The organism is Marinitoga hydrogenitolerans DSM 16785 (assembly GCF_900129175.1).
GTDB lineage: Bacteria > Thermotogota > Thermotogae > Petrotogales > Petrotogaceae > Marinitoga > Marinitoga hydrogenitolerans.
Map to the genome: position 1 here is coordinate 1 of NZ_FQUI01000039.1, position 21,607 is coordinate 21,607.

Consider the following 21,607-nt stretch of genomic DNA (forward strand, 5'->3'; position numbering starts at 1 on the left):
AATAAAAATCCTCAGCGAAGCCGAGGATTTTTATTTTTATACTTTAAATTGATTTAATTTTTCATTTAATTGATCTACCAGTTTTTCTAGTTCTTCTGCTTTTTTGTTTACGTTTTCTATTTCTTTACTTTCTTCTTCCACGTCTTTTGTTATCTCTGTTATTTCATTTGATATCTCTAATATCATTTGTGCTGTTTTGTCACTTGCCGCTGCCATTTCTTCTGTTGATGCGCTTTGCTCTTCTGCGTTTGCTGTTAACCCTTCTATCCTCTGGTTTATGTTTTCTACTCTTTCTAATATCTTTTGGAATTTTTCTTTTATTTCTTCTGCATTTTTTTCTACTTTGTTTATTACTCCTGCTGTTTCTTCTGTCGCTTTGTTTGCGTTTTGCGCTCCTTCTTTGATTTCTGTCAATATTTGCGCTATTTGTTCTGTCGCTTTTTTACTTTCTTCTGCTAATTTCCTTATTTCATCTGCTACTACTGCAAATCCTTTTCCTGCTTCCCCTGCCCTCGCTGCTTCTATTGCTGCGTTTAACGCTAATAGGTTTGTTTGTTCTGTTATGTTTGTTATTGTTTCTACTATTTCTCCTATGTTTGCAGCTTTTTCTGATAATATTTCTACTGTTTCTTCTGTTTCTTTTGATTTTTCTACTGCCTGTTCTATTATTTTTGTTATTTCTGTTATTGATTTTTCTCCTTCTTCTGTTAGTTGTGTCGTTTCGTTTACTTCTTGCGCTATTTCTACTGCATTGCTTGATACGTTTTGCGCTGCTATTGATACTTCATTTACTCCTGATGTTAGTTCTTCTGTTGTTGCTGCTGCATTTTCTGCGTTTTCTTCTATTTTTTTCGCTTTTCTTAATGCTTCTCCATTTGCTTCTTTTGTCTTTTCTGATACTTTTGTTAATGTTTCTGATGATTCTTCTATCTTTTGTCCCGCTTCTAGTAACCATTTTATTGTTTCTCTTAATTTTTTTGACATGTTTTGCAATGATTTCGCTATTATTGCCGTTTCGTCTTTTCCTTTTGATTCAAATTCTACTGTGAAGTCCCCTGTTGCAAATTTGTCTACTTTTTTACTCAATTCTATTAATGGTTTTGATATCTTTTTGGCAAATATTAATGATATTACTATTGATATTATTAATATTATTATCGATGTTATTATTAATATCGTTTTTATCTTTTCTGATGCTTTGAATGCTTCTTTTGTCGATATTTCTGATATGAATGCCCATTCTATTTCTTTATATTTAAATGGTGCGTATGCTGCTAATACTTCTTCTCCTTTGTAATTCTTTCCTATTTCCCATCCTTCTTCTCCTTTTAATGCCTTTTCTACATATTTCGTTTCTACTTTTTGTTTTAATATCGTTTCTTCCCCTTTTAGATTACTTCTCATTATTTTGTCTTTTCCTACTATGTATGTTATCCCTGTTTCTCCCATCCCTCTTTTGTCTTGGAGAATGTCATTTATCTTGCTCAAAGAAATTCTTAACACTATATAACCATATAATCCAAAATCTTCATCTTCCACCTTTATTCCTGCAAAAAACACAGGTTCTCCAAAATAATTTTCTATATTTGAAAAATGTACATTGTTATCATTTTTCTCTTTCAACAATAAATATAAATCCGATAAAGCGGTTTTTTCGTCATTTAAATTCATAGCAAAATCTTTGTATTTGCTAACAGAATAAACAACTATACCTTCTGGAGAAATTAGTAACATATCCATATATCCTTTTATATTGATAAAATCTCTAAAATCTGTTTGCAATTCTGAATGTAAAACACTATAATCATAAAATGTGCTTAAAATTGTATCGTCGAAATTTTCTTTTTTAAAATTCTCATCATAATAATAATCATATAATTGCGATTTATCTTTATAAGGATTATTTTCGATATAAATACTTCTTAATATATCAAGAACTGTATCTAAATTCATGGATGATTGAAAATCTTCCAATAAATTTGAGGAGGTAAAAAATGCATCTTTTATTTTTTCAAAATTTTTAATATACATCAAATCAGAATTAGTTTCTTCTAACAAATTATCAATAAAATCCATTTTTAAATTTCTTGCTACTATTAACTTTTCTGAAAAACTATTTTTAAGAGAGTTTTGAGAATTTGAAATGCTTATTGTGAAAAAAGAAGCTAAAACTACAAAAAGAATCGTTACAAAAAGAAAAGTAATCTTTCCCTGAAGTTTCATTTTATTACCCCCAATTTAAATTTCTTGCAATTATTATATCACATGATATATTAATTTTCAAAAAACACGTATCATCCTAAATAATGAAATATGTGTTATAATTTTATTAAGATTAAACAAACGAAAAGGTGACTCCGATGAAAATAAGATTCAAAAATATCCTAAGAGATCCTGCAAATAGACTTCTGGTTTTAATTTTATTTTTCATAACATTCATAGGTTTTTTGTTATATATTGTTGAATTTGGGAAAAATCCCGAAATTCAAAGTTTATTTGATGCTTTTTGGTGGTTAATTGTAACTATAGCTACTGTTGGTTATGGTGATATTGTCCCAAAAACTTTTCTTGGAAAGATTATAGGTATAATAATAATAATGTCTGGAGTAACCTTATTTTCTCTTATTTCAGGTAGTATAGCTTCCCTTTTAGTAGAATGGCGTATAAAAGAACGAAAGGGGTTAGGAAAAGTGAAATTTAAAAATCATTTAGTTATTTTAGGTTGGAACAATCATTTAGAGAAAACTTTAGAAGCTATGGGAAAATTTATAAAAATCGATGATTATTATATAGTTTTAGTCAATCAAGCAGAAGAAGAAGATTATGAGAACTTTAAATCGAAATTCCCAAATCTAAATATCAAGTTTATTCATGGTGATTTCACTAAAGAAAATGTTTTAAAAAGGGCAAATATTTCATATGCTGCATATATAATAATTCTTTCTGACACATATGGTGGAAGAAGCTTAGAAGAATGTGATGAAAGAACCTTAATTAGTATATTATTAATAAGAACTTTAAACAATAATGCAAAAATTTTTGCGGAGGTTATTAAAGAAGAAAAAGCTAAATATATTTTAAGAGCTGGTGCCGATGATGTTATTTTGGGAAATGAATTTAATTCTATTTTGCTGTCTTCTGCTTTATTATCTCCAGCATATCACATGCTTTTAAGAGAAATTGCATCATTGGATAAAATGAGAGTGAAATTAATACCACTACCTAAAAATTTTATAGGTAAAACTTTTATAGAACTTTTTAATTATTTTAAACGAACTTCGAGTTCAATAGTTATTGGATTAGTTAGCATGAGAAAAGAATTTACTATTGATGATTTTCTTTCTTCAGATAGCGCTATTGATAATTTTATAAGACAAAAATTTGAAGAAGCTGAAGAGGATTTTTTTGAAGAAGAAAAAAAAGATGATTACGATTTGAATTTAAATCCAAAAGATGATTATGTTATTTCCGAAAATGATAAATATATTTTTATTATTGAATAGGTGATAAATTATGGAAGAATTTTTAAAAAACATTTCATTATTTAAGGAATTAAATAATGAACAATTATCAGAAATATCAAAGATTTTAAAACCCATTAATTTTAAAACAGGTGAAATTATAATTGTTGAAGGAGAAAAAGGAAATACTATGTATATATTCAAAAAAGGGAAAGTTCAAATCACGCATCAATTAACTTTAAAGGTTGAATCTCAACATTTGGAAGAAGGAGAAAAATCTATGGCTATTTTAGATGCTGAAAAAATAAGTTTTTTTGGTGAAATGTCCTTGGTTACAGGTTCTCCTAGATCTGCAACTATAAAAGCCTTAAGCGAATGTGAATTATATGAAATATCAAAAAAAGATTTTGAAAATCTTGCTGAAAAAAGACCTGATATAGGATATAAAATAATGAAGGAAATTTCTATAACATTAAGTCGTAGAATAGAAACACTTAATGAAAATATATTGAAATTAACAACGGCCTTAAGCATAGCTTTGTCAAAGAAAAAAAAATAAGCACCCCTTAAAAAGGTGCTTATAACATCTTTCTAAAAATATAATTGACAACCACTTGAATAGCCTTTTCATTAAATCCACCTTCTGGAATTATTATATCTGCATATTTTTTTGTTGGTTCAACATAAGCATCATGCATGGGTTTAACAGTATTTATATATTGATTTATAACCGAATCTAAATTTCTTCCTCTTTCCTTTATATCCCTTTCTAATCTTCTGATAAACCTTATATCATTTTCTGTATCAACATAAATTGCAAGATCATATAAAGTTCTTAATTCTTTATAATATAAGGCAAAAATACCTTCTACAATAACAATAGGTTTAGGAGAAAACTCTATTATACCTGTTCTTGTAAATTGAGAAAAATCATATTCTGGTAAATCAATACTTTTACCTTCTTTCAATTCATTAATATGCTTAAACATTAATTCATTTTCTATCATACTTGGATGATCATAGTTATGCAATTTTCTTTGTTCTAAAGTTTCATGACTTAAGTCCCTATAATAATTATCCATTGGTAATATTTCGCAATTCTGAGTTCCTAACGTTTCACGAATTTTATGAGCTACAGTTGTTTTTCCAGATCCTGTACCACCGGCAATTCCTATAACATACATTCTAAACACTCCTTATTTAGTAGATTTTTTGAAGTTAATAGAAAAACCTAAAATAATATATATAACAGAAAAAACAAGAATAGTTATTAATTCAACATCACTAATATTAATATTATGTTCCAATAAAGTATTTTCTCCAATTTTTAATAACAATGAATTTTCTAAAACAAAAACAGAGAAAAATGCAGCTATTGTCGAAGCTATGAGAATAGTTAAAATAGTTACGATATTATCAAAACTCTTCGTTATTAAAACAGAAACGATTAAACCTATAATCACAGCAAAAATCCACGGAATATATAGTTGATCAACTTTCTTTAAAATTTCTACTGTATTAAAAATTTCTGGATAAAATTTTAATATAATCCCAGAGATTTCGAATCCTATAATTCCACCCAGTATAAATCCTGCAATCTGGACAGATGATTTAAAGAGAGAATATGTTAAAATGCCTATTATAACCGAAAAAATAAGATATATTATATCTTGTGAAACATTTATTTGTTTTAATAATTCTTGAGTATAATCAAATTTTGAAATATACGGTATAATAAACACATAACTACTAAGAAACCCTAAAATAAAAAATATTATCTTTGAAACTTTTTTTGCAAAAAGCGTAGAAATTAAAGATATAGGCAAAATAATATACCAAGAATCAGAATAAGAATATAACACTTTTAACGAATCTGAATTTTGCTGAATAATATTAGAAATTGTCGAAGCAATAGTTTCTTCCATTTCTCTCAACTCCCTATGATATAATTTCTACTTAAATTATATCATAAAAATTTAGACTTTATTAATATTTAAAAAATTCCAAAGACGTTTATAAATTACTGTAAAAAGTGTTATAATTAAAATGTTATTGGAATACAAATACTCATAATAGAAATCTTAGGAGGTTGTAAAATGGAAAATCCATTAATTGCTGCAATGATCCAATTTGCTATTTTAGGTACTGCTGGTGAGGTTGTTTCTAAATTAATAACAAAAAAGAAAATTTCCATTTTTAAAGTTATTTATTCTATGTTTGTATGGGCTATTTTAGGAGTTCTTATAAAATTTGCTTTTACAGGATTTAATGGGTTTGTTAAAGAGTTGATTTCACATAATTACTTACCATCAGGAAGAATATATCAAGCATTCTTCAAGTCCCTATTTACAAATGTTTTTTTTGGCCCATGGTTGATTATCATTCATAGATTTTTAGATAATATTTCTAAATTAAAGCTTCCTACTGACGGTTTAAAAGGGGCGATGCTTACATTGTTATGGTTCTGGATTCCCGCGCATACTGTCACGTTTTCCTTATCTACAGATTGGCAAATTACACTTGCTGCTATTTGGAGTTTTGTACTTGGTCTAATTCTTGGAATTTTTACAAATTTAAAAAAAGAAAAAGGGGATGAAAATGTCTAAAATTCTTGTGATTGAAGACGATAATATATTAAATAAAACAATGTGTGAATTTTTAAATAAATTTAATTATAAAACAATTTGTGCAATGAGAGGTTTAGAAGGCCTAGATTTAGCAAAAAAAGAATTGCCTGATTTGGTTATTTTAGATTTAAGATTACCAGATGTTAATGGCATGGACTTAATCGAAAGACTAAAAAAATTTACAGAAGAAATAATAATTATTACAGCACATGGAGATGTTGCCGATGCAGTAAAAGCCATAAAACTTGGTGTATATAATTTCCTTGAAAAACCTGTAGATTTGAAAGTTCTAATTAATGAAGTGAATAGATCTTTAGAGACTGTAAATCTAAAAAAAGAAATTGAAAAATTAAAACAGAAATTAAATAATATTCCAGAATTAATAGGGAAATCAAGATTTGTTGAACAAATAAAAGAAAAAATAAATTTAATAGCTAATAAAAATATTCCTATTTTAATAACAGGAGAAAGTGGTACAGGAAAAGAGGTCGTAGCTCAAGCTATTTACAAAATTAGTAATAGCAAAAAATTTATTGCTGTTAATTGTGGGGCTATCCCACCAGAACTTTTTGAAAGTGAATTATTTGGATATGAAAAAGGAGCTTTTACTGGAGCAGATCATTCCAAACAAGGAAAATTTGAATTAGCAGACAATGGCACATTATTTTTAGATGAAATCGGAGAATTGCCTAAAAATATGCAAGTAAAATTATTAAGAGTTTTAGAAACAAAAGAAGTAGAAAGAATTGGTTCAACGAAACCCAAAAAAGTTAATGTCAGGATAATCGCTGCTACAAATAGAAATTTGAAAAAGATGGTTGACGATGGTGAATTTAGAGAAGATTTATATTTTAGACTATCTGTTTTTCAAATAAATGTTGAACCTTTAAGGAAACATCGAGAAGATATACCTTTACTTGTCAATTATTTTATCCATAAGGCTAATGAAGAATTTAACACTATGATAAAAGGGATTAACCCTGATGCATTAGACATTCTTATTAAATATAATTGGCCGGGTAATGTACGCGAACTGAAAAATGTAATTTATTCCATGGTTGCTATTTCCACTAGTGACATCCTAGATAAAACACTTATCCCGGAAAATATTAAAGAATCTGAAAATTTAGAATATATAAAGATACCTCTCGGGTTACAGTTAGAAGAAGCTGAAAAAAGATATATAATAAAAACTTTAGAATTTACAAAAAATAACAAAACACAAGCTGCAAATATCTTAGGTATAACAAAAATGACGTTATTTTCCAAATTAAAAAAATGGAAAATTAATTGATTGGGGGGATTAAAATGACAAATGAAGAGAAAAAAAAGAACTCTGATTTAAATCTAGATGAATTATTAAACGATGCAGATGAAATTAATAAATTAATGGATATCAACCTAGACTCAGAAACTTTAGAAAATAAAAACATTGAAGAGAATATTACTGATCTAAAAGATTTTGAAATATCTGATGAACCGGATATCTCTGAAGTGGAAAAAATGGCTGAAGAATTAGAAAATAAATTTAAGGATAAATCTAAAAAAGTTAATAAAGGTGATATCTCTTCAGAAAATAGCAATGAATCGAAAACCGAAGAATTTGCTAATTCTCAGGAAATTGCCAAAGAAGAAACAATTCCTGAACTTCAAATTGAAGGAGAACCTATCAATGAAAATCTAAATATTGAAGAAAATATTATTGAACCTGAAGTTAAAGAAACTTCCGATTTTCAAAGTAATTCTGCTGAAGAAACAATTCCTGAGCTTCAAATTGAAGAAGAACCTATCAATGAAAATCTAAATGTTGAAGAAAATATTATTGAACCCGAAGTTAAAGAAACTTCTGATTTTCAAAGTAATTCTTCTGAAAAAACAATTCCTGAACTTCAAATTGAAGAAGAACCTGTCAATGAAAATCTAAATGTTGAAGAAAATATTATTGAACCCGAAGTTAAAGAAACTTCTGATTTTCAAAGTAATTCTTCTGAAAAAACAATTCCTGAACTTCAAATTGAAGAAGAACCTGTCAATGAAAATCTAAATGTTGAAGAAAATATTATTGAACCCGAAGTTAAAGAAACTTCTGATTTTCAAAGTAATTCTTCTGAAAAAACAATTCCTGAACTTCAAATTGAAGAAGAACCTGTCAATGAAAATCTAAATGTTGAAGAAAATATTATTGAACCCGAAGTTAAAGAAACTTCTGATTTTCAAAGCGACTCTTCTGAAGAAACAATTCCTGAGCTTCAAATTGAAGAAGAATCTTCAAGCGATAAATCAATAGAACAAAAAATTGAAGATAAATTAATAATGCCAGAAATAATCTCTACAACTTCAAATACAGATGAGAAAATAAACTCTTTAGAATCTAGAGTAAACAACAAATTAGAAGAATATGAGAAAAAAATTGACGAATTAAAAACAAAAAATGCCCTTTTAGAAAAAAAACTGAAATTTTTTGATTCAAAAATTGAAACAGCTGAACAGGGAATTATTTTATTATTGAAAAATCTTATTTCTGTTGCTTTAGGCGACACTGCATCATTACTAAATTCTATAATGGAAGTTAAATCTTATTTGTCATCAAAAAATAATATTTTATTTTTAATTGATTTTGTAAAAAAATTAAAAACAAAATTATCCGAACAGGAACATTATGCTATACATTATATTTTAGGTAATTTAAATGTTGAAGTAGAAAATTTTGGCGAAGCTGAAAAATCATATCTAAGAGCTTTAAATGCATGTGAAAAAAGCAAATCATTAGATATGCAATTTAATACATCTGTTATTCAAAATAATTTAGGAATAATGTATGCTAATATAGGCAAAAAAGATTTAGCCAAAAAGTATTTTGAAGAGTCTTTGAAAATTAGAAAAAATTTAAAAGAAAAGGTAAAAGATAAATATGATATACACCTTTTTTATACATTAAATAATTTTGGAAGTTTAGAGATGAATAGTGGAAATCTAGAAAAAGCAGAAGAATATTTAAATGAAGCTTATGAAATGTTAAATACACTTACTATTCAAGATGAAGATAAAGCTATGCTTTTCTTTAATATGGGAAATTTACACAGGGAAAAAGTTGATGATAATAAAGCTAAAGATTTCTTTGAAAAAGCTTTAAAATTATATGAAAAATTATATAATAAAAATCCACTAAAATATAGGAAAAGGCTGAAAAAAGTTATTGAATCTTTATCAGAATATGATAAAAATATTCTTAATTCTTCTTTAATGGAAGAATTAAAAGAAATGTGAAGGTGATTTATATGTCCGAAATGAGTATAAAAATAGATGAGGAATTTCTTAACGGATTAATAGATAAGTTAATAGAAGAAAATACATCTATTAAAGGTCTGAAAAATCTTAATATTGAAATGAGAAATGACGGAATTCATTTTCAGGTTGAAGTGAATATTTTAGGAAAAGATACATTATTTGATTCTTTAATAGAATTAAAAGAAAAACCAAAATCCTTAACTAATGGAATTTTAAAGTTCGTTCTATCTGGTGATGATGGAATAAGAAAAATTTTGGAAGGTGTTTTTTCTATAATTTCAAGATTTATTGAAGGTATTGATTCTAATGATTATGAGATTGATATAGATTTTTCTAAAATAAATTTTAGCGAAAATATAAAACCATTATTAAACGCTTTAAGATTGGAAAAATTTGAAATAAAAAATAAAGAATTTATACTAAATATTAAATATGAGGAATAAATATGTTGGAAATAAAAATAGAAAAAGATTTTATAATGGATATCCTAAATGGAATAGTAAAATATTCAACTTCTGACATTATAAGAAAAATATTCAACTTATCAACAAAAATAAAATTTAGGAATAATATTATAGAAATAAGAGTTTTGTTATTTAAATACTATATAAAAATCTTAAAAAAACCTGAATTTATATCAGGGATTTTTGAGTTTGAACACAACTTACCAATTTCAACAATAAACCAAAACAAATTGCCTAAATATATCAAATTAGAAAAGAAAAAACTGTATTTATACATTCCTGAAAATTTTCTTTCAAAAAATTTGCATCTTAAAGAATTTACTTTTGATAATGATGAAATAATTATCAAATTGGATAATTATTAAAAATAGGTTCTTATTGGGAGGGATAGGATGACAAAAAGCGAAAAAAGTTGGGTGATGTATGACTGGGCGAATTCTGCATATTCTTTGGTCATCACCACTGCAGTTTTGCCAATATTTTTTAAAGACGTTGCGGCAAAAAATATTGAAGGATATTTATCAACAGCTTATTGGGGATATGGTAATACTATTGCCACATTACTTGTTGCATCTTTAGCTCCAATTTTAGGTTCTATTGCTGACTATAAAAATTTTAAAAAAAGATTCTTAATTTTTTTCTGGTTAATTGGGGTTATTTCAACAAGTCTCCTTGCAACAGTAAATGAAGGTGAATGGTTAAAATGTATTATTATTTATGTTTTTTCGGCTATCGGGTTTGCAGGAGCAAATATCTTTTATGATTCATTTTTAATAGATGTTACTACAAACGAAAGAATGGATTGGGTTTCGTCAAGTGGTTTCGCATGGGGATATATAGGAAGTACAATTCCTTTCATTTTAAGCATGGCTATTATAATGAAACCCGAATTAATTGGCCTAAATAGCTCATTAACTGCTACAAAATTATCTTTTATTATAACTGGGTTATGGTGGTTTATCTTTTCTATACCCTTATTAAAAAACGTAAAACAAAATTATTATATTGATCCTTCATCAACACCTATAAAAGATAGCTTTATGAGGATTTATAATACTTTCAAAGAAATTAAAAATTATAAAAATATTTTTTTATTCTTATTAGCTTATTTCTTCTATATAGATGGTGTAGGTACAATTATTAAAATGGCAACAGTGTATGGAAAAGACATTGGAATAGATACAACTCAATTACTATTAGCACTTTTTGCTACACAAGTGGTTGCTTTTCCTTTTGCGTTAATATATGGAAAATTGGCTCAAAAATGGAATGTAAAAACTATGCTGTTCGTTGGTATATTAGTTTATATAATCATTACTATATATGGTTATTTTCTTGATTCCGCTCTAGATTTTTGGATTTTAGCAATGTTAGTTGCAACATCTCAAGGAGGAATTCAAGCATTAAGTAGATCAATGTACGGAAAATTAATTCCAAAATCAAAATCAGCAGAATTTTTTGGTTTTTATAATATATTCGGAAAATTTGCAGCTATTCTTGGTCCATTTTTGGTTGGTTTTTTTTCACAAATCACAAAAAATTCACGATTTGGTGTATTAAGTATTTCTATTCTTTTTGTAATTGGAGCTATTCTTTTAATAAGAGTTAAAGAAGTTATTTATGAAGAATAAAGTGATGCTGAAGCATCACTTTTTTATTTATCTTTAAATTTTGCTAAATTTATGGATTATTCCCAGATAATCCTAATCATTACTAATATACTTTATTATATATAAGTATGTTTGAGTATGCGAATTTGACTATATGAAAAAAATTTCATAAAATTAATATGTGGAAGTTTACAATTTTTGTAAAATAAAATAAACAGTTGGGTTTATCTATGTTACGAATATCACAAAAATAATATTTTTTAAAGGAGGAGTTATTATGTATAGAATTGCATTATGGGGATTTGGGGCAATGGGTAGTGGAATAGCAAGAAACATATTATCAAAATATGAATTAGAATTAGTAGGAGTGCATGATACTCGATATGTTGGAAAAGATATTGGAGAACTTTTAGAAATGGGTGAAATTGGATTAAAGGTTTATGATTCTCCAGAAAAAATGCTAGATGAAACAAATCCTGATTTAGTAATTATTGCTACAAATTCTTTTGTTGAAGTTGTTAAAGAGCAAATAATCATGGCTGCAAAGAAACATATCAACGTAATTACAATTGCAGAAGAAATGGCATATCCTTTCTATACTCATCCTGAAGAAGCTGAAGAAATGGATAGCTTAGCAAGAAGATATGGCGTTTCAATTCTAGGAACAGGAATTAATCCTGGATTTGTGTTAGATACATTGATTCTCGCATTATCTGGAGCAGCTTTAAATGTTGAGCAGATAAAAGCTGCAAGAATTAATGACCTATCACCTTTTGGACCAACAGTTATGGAAACACAAGGTGTTGGAACAACTGTAGAAGAATTTGAAGAAGGAATAAAAACTGGAAAAATAGTAGGACATATAGGATTTGAACAATCAATATATATGATTGCGGATGCTTTAGGATGGAATATTGATAAGATTGAACAAACAAGAGAGCCTATAATTTCAAATGTTTTAAGAGAAACGAAATATGTAAGAGTTGAACCTGGAATGGTTGCTGGATGTAATCATATAGCAAGAGCATACATGAATGGAAAATTAGTTATTGAATTAAAACACCCACAACAAGTAAGGCCAGAATTAGAAAATGTTGATACAGGAGATTATATAGAAATAATTGGAGATCCTAATTTAAATCTCTCAATAAAACCAGAAATACCTGGTGGAAAAGGAACTATTGCTGTTGCTACTAATATGATTCCATCTGTTATAGAAGCAGAATCGGGATTATTATCAATGGCAGATTTACCTGTTCCAAGAGCTTTAATAGGTGATCTGACATTATAGGAGATGATTGAATGATAGCAAAAAAAGGTGATTGGGTTCAAATATATTTTATCGGTTTAACTCCTGAGCAAAGAGCTGATAATCTTCCAGAGGACACCAAACAGGTTCCTCTGGAAATTCGTATAAAGGGTTTTTTATTGGAAGATGAGGCTAAAATTGGTGACAAAGTAAAAATAGAAACACCAGTTGGAAGAGAAGTTGAAGGTGAATTAGAAGAAATTTATCCAGAGTACAAACATAATTTTGGAAAACCTGTAATTGAATTGATTCAAATAGGAAAACAATTAAGAGAAATGATCGAAGGTGATCAGGAATGAAGGATATGAGTTATGATGCTGTAATGTCAAGAAAAAATGAAATAATGAAAAAATCTGTGGGAGTTGATTATACAAAATACGAAATAGAAGGTATCGCATTTAATTATGAAGAAATGATGAATGATGCTGGATATAATATAGATGAAATAAGAAAAATACAACTTGAAACTGGTGTGGGAAATACACCATTGGTAGAACTAAAAAATATAAATAAATTGATAAAAAAAATAGCTCCTAAAGGAAAAGGTGCAAGAATCTATGTAAAAGATGAAGCAACAAACCCATCAGGATCATTTAAAGATAGAAGAGCCTCTGTAAGTGCATATAGAGCAAAAATTATGGGATATAAAGGAATAATGGCCGCGACAAGTGGCAATTATGGTGCTGCTGTTGCATCACAGGCTTCTAAAAGAGGTTTGAAATCAATAATAGTTCAAGAATGTTATGATAGTAAAGGTATAGGGCAACCAGAAATTTTAGAAAAAGCTAGAGCATGTGAAGCATATGGTGCTGAAGTGGTTCAATTAACAGTAGGTCCAGAATTATTTTATTATTTCTTAGTATTACTTGAAGAAACAGGATATTTTAATGCGTCATTATATACTCCATTTGGAATTGCAGGAGTTGAAACATTGGGATATGAGATTGCAGAACAATCAATGAAAAATTTTGGGAAATATCCAGATGCTGTAGTTATTACTCATGCAGGCGGTGGAAACTTGACAGGAACTGCAAGGGGTTTAAAAAAAGCTGGTGCTATAAATACAAAAGTTATTGGCGCAAGTGTTGATCTGCATGGATTGCATATGGCATCAGACAATGATTTTAACAAAAAATCATTTACAACAGGTCACACAGGATTCGGAATTCCATTTGCAACATTTCCTGATAGATCTGATGTTCCAAGAAACGCAGCTAGACCTTTAAGATATATGGATGAATATGTTTTAGTTACCCAGGGTGAAGTTTTTTATATCACAGAAATGTTAGCAAATATAGAAGGAATGCAAAGAGGCCCTGCAGGAAATACTTCTTTGGCTGCAGCTTTTGCATTAGCAATAGAAATGGATGAAGATAAAATAATTGTTGTCAACGAAACCGAATATACAGGTGCTGGAAAATTGCCATCTGCACAATTAACTTTTGCAAAAGGACATGGAATTGAAATAAAATTTGGTGATCCAATAAATGAAGATATACCTGGCAAAAATATTGTGTTACCAGATCACCCATCAAAGGTTGGTGTAATTAAATACCCATTAGAAAAATTAAGAAAATCATATATTAAAGAATTAAAGAAGAGATATGGTAAAACAGAATATACAATAACCGAATTAGAATTTATAGCAGAAGATTTAAGAATAACAGTTGATGAGGTAAAAAAAATGATTGAGGAGGTATTTTAATGGAACCAAGAAAATCAGATTTTGAAAAAAGAGCTAAACATTTGATGAATATGACAGATGAAGAATTGGATAAATATTTCTGGAATTTAGTTGAAAAAGTTGTTGATCCTCTTATAGATTTAGCTGAAACACATACCTCTCCTTCCATAGAAAGATCAGTATTACTAAGAATGGGATTTAACAGCATGGAAGCAAAAGTTTTAGTGGATAAATTTTTTGAAAAGCATATATTGGGAAAAGGTGCAGGAAATATTGTATATACAATAGCAAAAGAACATAATATAGATTATATACAAGCGGGAAGAGATTTAATAGCAGGAAAATTTTGGGACGATGTAGATAGAATTTTTGTTCATGGAGGCGATAAATAATGAAATTAGAGCCTAACAAAAAATTAAATGTAGAAGAAATATTAAAAGATTTAGATAAATATAGACCAAAAAGAAAAGGGTGGACCTGGAGAAAAAAGTTACCTCCAAGAACAAAAATTGGTAATTTTGAATATTATGAGATTAGTGAACCTCTAAAAAATTTTATTGCATTACCAGCTGCCCATTACTTTAACAATATAGATCCTCAACCTCAAGAAGTTATAACATCAGAAATTGCATCTGGTAGATTTGAAGAGGACATTAGAAGAATGAGAATGGCTGCATGGCATGGTGCAGATCATATAATGGTTATCAGAACATTAGGCCAAAGCCATATGGATGGGTTAATAGAGGGAACACCAGAAGGAATAGGTGGAATTCCAATTACTAGAAAGCAATTAAGAGCTTCAAGAAAAGCTCTTGATTTAATAGAAGAAGAAGTAGGAAGACCTATTAATTTCCATAGTTATGTATCAGGTGTTGCGGGTCCTGAAGTTGCTGTATTATTTGCTGAAGAAGGTGTAAATGGAGCTCATCAAGATCCTCAATATAATGTATTATATAGAGGAATAAATATGATTAGGTCATTTGTTGATGCTGCAGTTGCTAAAAAAATAATGGCATCAGTTGATATGTTACAAATTGATGGTGCTCACAATGCGAATGCATCAGCAAAATTCGCATGGAAAGTTATGCCAGAATTATTGGTGCAACATGCTATTAATTCATTATATTCTGTTAAAGCTGGTATGAAAAAAGAAAATATTGCATTATCAACAGTTCCCCCAATTGTATCACCAACTCCGGAATTTAGATTAAACTTTATATATGCAATAACAATAAGAGAATTATTTAAAGATTATAAATTTAGAGCTCAAATGAATACAAGATATATAGAATCTGATCTCTTTGACGCAACAAGAATACATGTGCTTGACACATTAATATCTAGATTAACAAAAGCTGATATTCAGTCAACAATTACACCAGACGAAGGAAGAAATGTACCTTGGCATATTAACTCAATTCGTGGTGTAGAAACTGCCAAACATACATTAATTGCTTTAGATGGAATTAAAGAAATGGTTCAGATAAATTGGGATAATGTAAGAGAAAAGGTTAGAGAATTAAAAATGAGAGCGATATTAATGTTAGAAGAAATAGTAGAAATGGGTGGATATTTCGAAGCGGTTGAAAATGGTATGTTTGTTGATAATGGTGAATATCCAGAAAGAATGGGAGACGGTATTGTTAGGAAAAAAGATGGAGGTATAGGAGCAGGTTCTGTTGTTCCGAGAGATAAAGATTATATGGCTCCAGTATGTCATCATTTTGGATACAACAATCTTCCAGAAGGGTTGGAAAAAACATGTGATTTAATAGGTGGGTGTACATTATGTAATCCAGATAAAATCCAATACATAGATGAGTTAGATGATGAAGATAATGTTTATAAAAGATTAGATAAGATAAGGGAATATAGAGAAAATAATTTAATAAAGCCGGAAGTTGAATGGAGCTATGATGGATATATACAATTAGACATGACGATTCCAGAATCACCAGAATACGCAGAAGCAGCAGCTCTTGAAATATGTAAAAGAATGGGTTTAGAAGATGCTCAGGTAATCTCAAAAACCATACTTCATCCAACAGAGGCAACATATGTTGAATTAAAGGCCAAAGTGCCGTTTGCTATAAAAAAAGATGAATTAACATTACCTAAAAAAGCAGAAGTAATGTCAGACGATGAGTTATTTGAATTCTTTGCTAAAAACAAAGTAAAAGTTGTAGCAGGAACAGTTGGTAATGATGAACACAATGTTGGTATAAGAGAAATACTTGATATAAAACATGGTGGAATTGAAAAATACGGTATAAAATATGAATATCTTGGAACAAGTGTCCCGCCAGAAAAACTTATAGATGCAGCAATTGAATTTGGTGCTCAAGCGATACTTGCTTCAATGATTGTTACACATAATGATGTCCATGTTGAAAATATGAAAAAAATACATCAACTCGCAATAGAAAAAGGTGTAAGAGATAAAATACTATTAATTGTTGGCGGTACTCAATTAAATGATGATTTAGCAAAAGAAAATGGAATGGATGCCGGATTTGGAAGAGGAACAAAGGGTGCACACGTTGCAACTTTTATCGCTAAAAAATTGAAAGAAAAGATGGAAGGATAATATAAAACCCCTCTATGCCCAGCGTAGAGGGGTTGTTTTGTGCTTGTTTTCGCTTGAACATCTGTATTTTTTTAGTAATATCTGAAAAAATTCCGAGAATTTTATTGTACAGTCTAATCATTGTATATCAAAAAAATACACATAAAAAATTTACCAAATATTTTCATTATTTAAATTGGTAATTAATATATCAAGTGATTAATTAAAGGCAAATCAGATATGATATAATAATATTATAATAATAGAAAATGTACTTAAAAAAATAAAAATTTCTTTTAGGGGGGCTCATGTTGGGATATATAAATAGAAAAAAAACTAATTCAATAAAATGGGACTGGTATGAATGGAATAAACATCTTTTTATGGAAAAAGATATTTTACCAATGTGGGTAGCTGATATGGATTTTGAAGCTCCTGAAGAAGTTATACATGCATTAAAAGAAAGAATGGAACATGGGGTATACGGGTATACTTTTGAGCCGGTTGACTTAAAAGATAATATAATAAATTGGCTAAAATATAAACATAATTGGGAAATAAAAAAAGATTGGTTATTATCCATGCATGGAGTTATTCCCGCTTTAAACTTCTCAATTCAATTATATACAAATCCTGGGGATAATATTTTAGTTCAAACTCCAGTTTATCCACCATTTATGAGTTCAGTAAAAAATAACAATAGAAAACTTTTAATTAATGAATTAAAATTAGAAAATAATCATTATGAAATAGATTTTGATGACTTTGAGAGAAAAGCAAAAGAGGCTAAAATGTTTATTTTATGTAGTCCGCATAATCCTATTGGAAGAGTATGGAAAAAAAACGAATTAGAAAAAATGGCAGAGATTTGTCTAAAGAACGATGTATTAATTGTATCTGACGAAATTCATGCAGATTTAACTTTTAAAAATTTTAAACATATACCAATTGCTTCTATTTCCGAAGAAGTTTCAAATAACACAATAACCTTAATGGCACCAAGTAAAACTTTTAATATTGCGGGATTTCATTATGCTTTTGCTATAATAAAAAATGTAGAATTAAGAAATAAATTTAAAAATTGGATTAAACAAAGTGGATTATTTTTACATAATATAGCTGGTTTAGTTGCAGCAAATGCTGCTTACAAATACGGGAAAAATTGGTTAATAGAAACTATGGAATATATCGAAGAAAATTATAAATTTGTTAGAGAATATTTTGAAAAAAATATACCTGAAGTAGGAGTAATAAAATCAGAAGGAACATTTTTAGTTTGGTTAGACTTTAGAAAATTAAATTTATCTCAGGATGAATTAAAAGATTTACTTGAAAAAAAAGCTAAAATTGGTTTAAATAATGGAATTACTTTTGGAACTAACGGAGAAGGATTTATGAGAATGAATATTGCAACTTCAAGAGAAAATGTAATGGAAGCATGTAAGAGAATTGAAAATGTTATTAAAGGGGAATAAGTATGTCTGAAATAACAAAAAAGGCTTTAGCGAATTCATTAAAAAAATTAATGAAAGAAAAACCTTTATCAAAAATAACTGTAAATGATGTAGTAAAAGATTGTGGATTAAACAGAAGAACCTTATACTATTATTTTCATGATATTTATGATTTATTAGAATGGATTTTTATCACAGACATATTAGAAGCTGTTGGAGAAAATAAAACATACAAAAATTGGCAAAAAGGTTTTTTGAATTTACTATATTATTTAAAAAATAACAAAAGAATTGTTTTAAATGCATATCATTCAATAGATAGAGACCGTTTGGAATTACATTTATATGATACTGTTGCTAAATTTATTTATGATGTTGTTGAAGAATTATCAAAAGGAATAAATGTTTCAATTGAGGATAAAAATTATGTTGTGAAATTTTATGAAATAGCCCTTACCGGTATGATAATAGATTGGATAAAAAATAAAATGTATGAGGATCCAGAAATATTAACATATAAATTAAATAAAATTATAGAAGGTGATATAAAAAGAGCACTAAAGAAATTTGAAAAAAGTAAAGAATAATACAGAATAATTTTAATATTGCAAGTATCTATTTTAATATGATGATAGATTTAAAAATTTCTAAAGATGGTTCATTCGTTTATAAAACCCAATTTTGAAAATCCGTCAAAAATATAAACAAAAATATAAAAATTAGAGAAAAACTAATAAAAACATCTCCGGAAATCATGTGGAGATGTTTTTATTATGGCTAGCTGTTGCATTAATTAGATGAAAGTAATGTTTTGATTGTGTTTTTTGTTAGAGTAGATATCTAGTGAAAACAATTAGTAGAGTGGTTTAATATTCAGATTTATCAAAATATTTTTTAATTTTTATTAGTTTGTAATTATATCTTAATTGTAATCATTATAAAATATGTTATAATAAAATAGATAAAATCATCATATTTAGCAATAAAGTTAAAAAAATCACAAGGAGGGAATAAGATGAAAATTGCTATTATCGGTTGTACACATGCCGGGACTGCTGCCGCTATAAATTCGGCGAAATTATATAAAAATGCTGAAATAACAGTATATGAAAGGAATGATAACATATCTTTTTTATCATGTGGAATAGCTTTGCATGTTGAAGGAGTTGTAAAAGACCCACAGGGATTGTTTTATTCATCACCAAAACAGTTAAGTAGTTTAGGTATAAATACAAAAATGAGGCATAACGTAAAAAAGGTAAATTTTAAAGAAAAAAAATTATTGATAGAAAATTTAGAAACAGGAGAGATATTTGAAAATGAATATGACAAATTAATTATTACGACAGGATCCTGGCCAATAATGCCCGATATTGAAGGCATTAATATGGATAATATATTATTGTCAAAAAATTTTTATCATGCTCAGAATATAATAAGTAAAATAGAAAATGTAAAAAAAGTAGTAGTAGTAGGTGCAGGATATATAGGAGTTGAGTTAGTGGAAGCTTTTAGAAAACAAGGAAAAAATGTTACTTTGATAGATATTGAAGATAGAATCTTGAGTAAATATCTAGATAAAGAATTTACAGATATTGCAGAAGAAGCATTAAAGGAAAATGGGGTTAAATTAGCATTGGGTGAAAAAGTTGTTAAATTTGAAGGTGAAAATAATAAAGTAAAAAAAGTTATTACGACAAAAAGCGAGCATGAGGCAGATTTAGTAATATTATCTATAGGGTTTAAACCAAATACAGACTTATTTAAGAATAAATTAAAAATGTTGGATAATGGAGCTATTATTGTTGACGAGTATATGAGAGCGAGTGAAAAAGATGTTTATGCTGCAGGAGATTGTTGTGCAGTTTATTATAATCCATTGAAAGAGTATGAGTATATACCATTAGCAACAAATGCAATAAGAATGGGAACTATTGCAGCATATAATCTAAAGGAAAAAAGATTAAAACATTTAGGTACTCAAGGAACATCAGGAATAAAAATCTATGGAAACAATATTGCAGCAACAGGATTAACAGAAACAGTGGCTAAATCTAAAGGAATAGATGTTGAATCTATTCTTATAACGGAAAATCATAGACCTGAATTTATGCCAACATTTGAAAATTTGAAATTTAAAGTAGTATATGAAAAGAAAAATGGAATAATTTTAGGAGCACAAATTATATCAAAAGCGGATTTAACCCAATCAATTAATACTATGTCAGTAATAATCCAAAATAAAATGAAAATGGAAGAATTAGCTTTTGTTGATTTCTTTTTTCAACCACATTTTAATAAACCGTGGAATTTTTTGAATATTGCAGGATTAGAATATATTAATAAAAAATAAAAGAGAAAAAATAAAAAAGATGGCAAAGCCATCTTTTTTATTTTTTATATTAAAAGTCTTTTATTCTGATCAATTAGAAAAAGCACCAAGTTTTTTTGCAAAAATGTAAAAAAATAATTAAGATTTAACAACATATTAAAAATGCTGCAAAAATCAAAAATCTTTATGATATAATAATGGTACGGACAAATGCCGTACATATTTTTATCCTTTTTTAAGTATTTTGTTTCAATGGAAAGAATAAAAGGGTATTAAAATCTAATTATATAATAATTGTATTCCAAAGGTACGTACAAATTATAAATATTTAAGTTTAACTAAATATTTAGTGTTATAAATTTTTTTTAACATTTCTATCCTCCCATTTGAGAAATTATAATGAAAACCGATTGTTTTTATTTTGGAGGTGAGTTTATGACATAAATTAATACGGAATAAAAAAATTCAATAACAAGTAACTGATAAGAACTCGAATTTTGCTTAGATGAAGATTTATATTAGCTTTTCAAATTTTGTTTTTTTAAAATTTTAGATTAAAAAGATTTCCGGTAGGGAGTCAAATCAGTAAAAAAGAGCAAAAAGGAAATAATTAGCTATAAAAGAAGCTAATAGTTTGAGAATATTGAAATTCAAAAATAAAAGAAAATAAATAATAAAACAAAGATGAGTAAAAATTATTTCATGGGAATATAAGGTACATTGTTTTTAAGTAAATAAAAAATAAGATTGACAAGTTTTCTACCGCTTAATACAAGAGCTCTCATATGACGATGAGAATTAGATTCATTAAA

The 21,607-nt window shown here is 27.8% G+C and carries 19 protein-coding genes; 16 read left to right on the forward strand and 3 right to left on the reverse strand.

Annotated elements, in window-relative coordinates; all coding sequences use genetic code 11:
- Window positions 1–36 precede the first annotated feature (36 nt).
- On the reverse strand, window positions 37–2,223 hold the full coding sequence (locus tag BUA62_RS09250; protein ID WP_072865692.1) for a methyl-accepting chemotaxis protein: 2,187 nt from the start codon (window positions 2,221–2,223) through the stop codon (window positions 37–39).
- Window positions 2,224–2,360: 137 nt separating this feature from the next.
- Here BUA62_RS09250 and BUA62_RS09255 point away from each other — a divergent pair, with 137 nt between their 5' ends.
- Together BUA62_RS09255 and BUA62_RS09260 are read left to right on the forward strand one after the other, a co-directional pair.
- Window positions 2,361–3,503, forward strand: coding sequence for a potassium channel family protein (locus BUA62_RS09255; protein ID WP_072865694.1), 1,143 nt, complete (start codon window positions 2,361–2,363; stop codon window positions 3,501–3,503).
- Window positions 3,504–3,513: 10 nt separating this feature from the next.
- The gene (locus tag BUA62_RS09260; RefSeq protein WP_072865696.1) at window positions 3,514–4,020 is read left to right on the forward strand and encodes a cyclic nucleotide-binding domain-containing protein; all 507 of its coding nucleotides are present in this window, start codon (window positions 3,514–3,516) and stop codon (window positions 4,018–4,020) included.
- A 19-nt stretch (window positions 4,021–4,039) separates the two neighbouring features.
- On the opposite strand, the gene udk is transcribed toward BUA62_RS09260, so the two are convergent.
- Together udk and BUA62_RS09270 are read right to left on the reverse strand one after the other, a co-directional pair.
- Window positions 4,040–4,645 (reverse strand): uridine kinase, encoded by a 606-nt coding sequence (gene udk / locus BUA62_RS09265; protein ID WP_072865698.1) that lies wholly within the window; start codon window positions 4,643–4,645, stop codon window positions 4,040–4,042.
- A 12-nt stretch (window positions 4,646–4,657) separates the two neighbouring features.
- Complete coding sequence (locus BUA62_RS09270; RefSeq protein ID WP_072865700.1) at window positions 4,658–5,386, reverse strand: hypothetical protein; 729 nt, start codon at window positions 5,384–5,386, stop codon at window positions 4,658–4,660.
- Between the two features lie 171 nt (window positions 5,387–5,557).
- Between BUA62_RS09270 and BUA62_RS09275 the strand changes: the two genes are divergently transcribed.
- From BUA62_RS09275 to BUA62_RS09340, 14 genes are all read left to right on the forward strand, one after another.
- Complete coding sequence (locus BUA62_RS09275) at window positions 5,558–6,067, forward strand: hypothetical protein (protein WP_072865702.1); 510 nt, start codon at window positions 5,558–5,560, stop codon at window positions 6,065–6,067.
- Window positions 6,060–7,382: a sigma-54-dependent transcriptional regulator gene (locus BUA62_RS09280; protein ID WP_072865704.1), complete on the forward strand. Its 1,323-nt coding sequence runs from the start codon at window positions 6,060–6,062 to the stop codon at window positions 7,380–7,382. Before BUA62_RS09275 ends, BUA62_RS09280 begins: the two co-directional genes overlap by 8 nt.
- A 14-nt stretch (window positions 7,383–7,396) precedes the next feature.
- A complete protein-coding gene (locus BUA62_RS09285; RefSeq protein WP_072865706.1) occupies window positions 7,397–9,355 on the forward strand; it encodes a tetratricopeptide repeat protein in 1,959 nt (652 codons plus the stop codon).
- A gap of 11 nt (window positions 9,356–9,366) precedes the next feature.
- On the forward strand, window positions 9,367–9,819 hold the full coding sequence (locus tag BUA62_RS09290; protein ID WP_072865708.1) for a hypothetical protein: 453 nt from the start codon (window positions 9,367–9,369) through the stop codon (window positions 9,817–9,819).
- A 2-nt stretch (window positions 9,820–9,821) separates the two neighbouring features.
- Window positions 9,822–10,205 carry a hypothetical protein gene (locus BUA62_RS09295; protein ID WP_072865711.1) on the forward strand — a complete coding sequence of 128 codons (384 nt, stop codon included), beginning with the start codon at window positions 9,822–9,824 and terminating at the stop codon, window positions 10,203–10,205.
- A gap of 27 nt (window positions 10,206–10,232) precedes the next feature.
- Window positions 10,233–11,471, forward strand: a complete 1,239-nt coding sequence (locus BUA62_RS09300) for an MFS transporter (RefSeq protein ID WP_072865713.1) — start codon at window positions 10,233–10,235, stop codon at window positions 11,469–11,471.
- A 256-nt stretch (window positions 11,472–11,727) separates the two neighbouring features.
- The gene (gene ord / locus BUA62_RS09305) at window positions 11,728–12,741 is read left to right on the forward strand and encodes a 2,4-diaminopentanoate dehydrogenase (RefSeq protein WP_072865716.1); all 1,014 of its coding nucleotides are present in this window, start codon (window positions 11,728–11,730) and stop codon (window positions 12,739–12,741) included.
- Window positions 12,742–12,752: 11 nt separating this feature from the next.
- Window positions 12,753–13,058 carry a 2-amino-4-oxopentanoate thiolase subunit OrtA gene (gene ortA, locus BUA62_RS09310; RefSeq protein WP_072865717.1) on the forward strand — a complete coding sequence of 102 codons (306 nt, stop codon included), beginning with the start codon at window positions 12,753–12,755 and terminating at the stop codon, window positions 13,056–13,058.
- Window positions 13,055–14,464, forward strand: coding sequence for a 2-amino-4-oxopentanoate thiolase subunit OrtB (ortB, locus tag BUA62_RS09315; protein ID WP_072865719.1), 1,410 nt, complete (start codon window positions 13,055–13,057; stop codon window positions 14,462–14,464). The genes ortA and ortB overlap by 4 nt, the downstream gene beginning before the upstream one ends.
- Window positions 14,464–14,835 (forward strand): ornithine aminomutase subunit alpha, encoded by a 372-nt coding sequence (locus BUA62_RS09320; RefSeq protein ID WP_072865721.1) that lies wholly within the window; start codon window positions 14,464–14,466, stop codon window positions 14,833–14,835. The genes ortB and BUA62_RS09320 overlap by 1 nt, the downstream gene beginning before the upstream one ends.
- The gene (oraE, locus tag BUA62_RS09325; protein WP_072865723.1) at window positions 14,835–17,030 is read left to right on the forward strand and encodes a D-ornithine 4,5-aminomutase subunit OraE; all 2,196 of its coding nucleotides are present in this window, start codon (window positions 14,835–14,837) and stop codon (window positions 17,028–17,030) included. The genes BUA62_RS09320 and oraE overlap by 1 nt, the downstream gene beginning before the upstream one ends.
- 290 nt (window positions 17,031–17,320) lie before the next feature.
- A complete protein-coding gene (locus BUA62_RS09330) occupies window positions 17,321–18,484 on the forward strand; it encodes a MalY/PatB family protein (protein ID WP_084670772.1) in 1,164 nt (387 codons plus the stop codon).
- A gap of 2 nt (window positions 18,485–18,486) precedes the next feature.
- On the forward strand, window positions 18,487–19,050 hold the full coding sequence (locus BUA62_RS09335; protein ID WP_072865727.1) for a TetR/AcrR family transcriptional regulator C-terminal domain-containing protein: 564 nt from the start codon (window positions 18,487–18,489) through the stop codon (window positions 19,048–19,050).
- Between the two features lie 428 nt (window positions 19,051–19,478).
- Window positions 19,479–20,816 carry an FAD-dependent oxidoreductase gene (locus tag BUA62_RS09340; protein WP_072865729.1) on the forward strand — a complete coding sequence of 446 codons (1,338 nt, stop codon included), beginning with the start codon at window positions 19,479–19,481 and terminating at the stop codon, window positions 20,814–20,816.
- The last annotated feature ends 791 nt before the right edge of the window (window positions 20,817–21,607 follow it).

Bases quoted from the DNA above. Each gene is read 5' to 3' on its own strand.
- BUA62_RS09295 (WP_072865711.1), top strand. From the start codon at position 9,822: ATGTTGGAAATAAAAATAGAAAAAGATTTTATAATGGATATCCTAAAT.
- BUA62_RS09255 (WP_072865694.1), top strand. From the start codon at position 2,361: ATGAAAATAAGATTCAAAAATATCCTAAGAGATCCTGCAAATAGACTT.
- BUA62_RS09340 (WP_072865729.1), top strand. From the start codon at position 19,479: ATGAAAATTGCTATTATCGGTTGTACACATGCCGGGACTGCTGCCGCT.
- BUA62_RS09250 (WP_072865692.1), bottom strand. From the start codon at position 2,223: ATGAAACTTCAGGGAAAGATTACTTTTCTTTTTGTAACGATTCTTTTT.
- ord (WP_072865716.1), top strand. From the start codon at position 11,728: ATGTATAGAATTGCATTATGGGGATTTGGGGCAATGGGTAGTGGAATA.
- BUA62_RS09320 (WP_072865721.1), top strand. From the start codon at position 14,464: ATGGAACCAAGAAAATCAGATTTTGAAAAAAGAGCTAAACATTTGATG.
- BUA62_RS09290 (WP_072865708.1), top strand. From the start codon at position 9,367: ATGTCCGAAATGAGTATAAAAATAGATGAGGAATTTCTTAACGGATTA.
- ortA (WP_072865717.1), top strand. From the start codon at position 12,753: ATGATAGCAAAAAAAGGTGATTGGGTTCAAATATATTTTATCGGTTTA.
- udk (WP_072865698.1), bottom strand. From the start codon at position 4,645: ATGTATGTTATAGGAATTGCCGGTGGTACAGGATCTGGAAAAACAACT.
- BUA62_RS09280 (WP_072865704.1), top strand. From the start codon at position 6,060: ATGTCTAAAATTCTTGTGATTGAAGACGATAATATATTAAATAAAACA.
- BUA62_RS09275 (WP_072865702.1), top strand. From the start codon at position 5,558: ATGGAAAATCCATTAATTGCTGCAATGATCCAATTTGCTATTTTAGGT.
- BUA62_RS09300 (WP_072865713.1), top strand. From the start codon at position 10,233: ATGACAAAAAGCGAAAAAAGTTGGGTGATGTATGACTGGGCGAATTCT.
- ortB (WP_072865719.1), top strand. From the start codon at position 13,055: ATGAAGGATATGAGTTATGATGCTGTAATGTCAAGAAAAAATGAAATA.
- BUA62_RS09285 (WP_072865706.1), top strand. From the start codon at position 7,397: ATGACAAATGAAGAGAAAAAAAAGAACTCTGATTTAAATCTAGATGAA.
- BUA62_RS09335 (WP_072865727.1), top strand. From the start codon at position 18,487: ATGTCTGAAATAACAAAAAAGGCTTTAGCGAATTCATTAAAAAAATTA.
- oraE (WP_072865723.1), top strand. From the start codon at position 14,835: ATGAAATTAGAGCCTAACAAAAAATTAAATGTAGAAGAAATATTAAAA.
- BUA62_RS09270 (WP_072865700.1), bottom strand. From the start codon at position 5,386: ATGGAAGAAACTATTGCTTCGACAATTTCTAATATTATTCAGCAAAAT.
- BUA62_RS09260 (WP_072865696.1), top strand. From the start codon at position 3,514: ATGGAAGAATTTTTAAAAAACATTTCATTATTTAAGGAATTAAATAAT.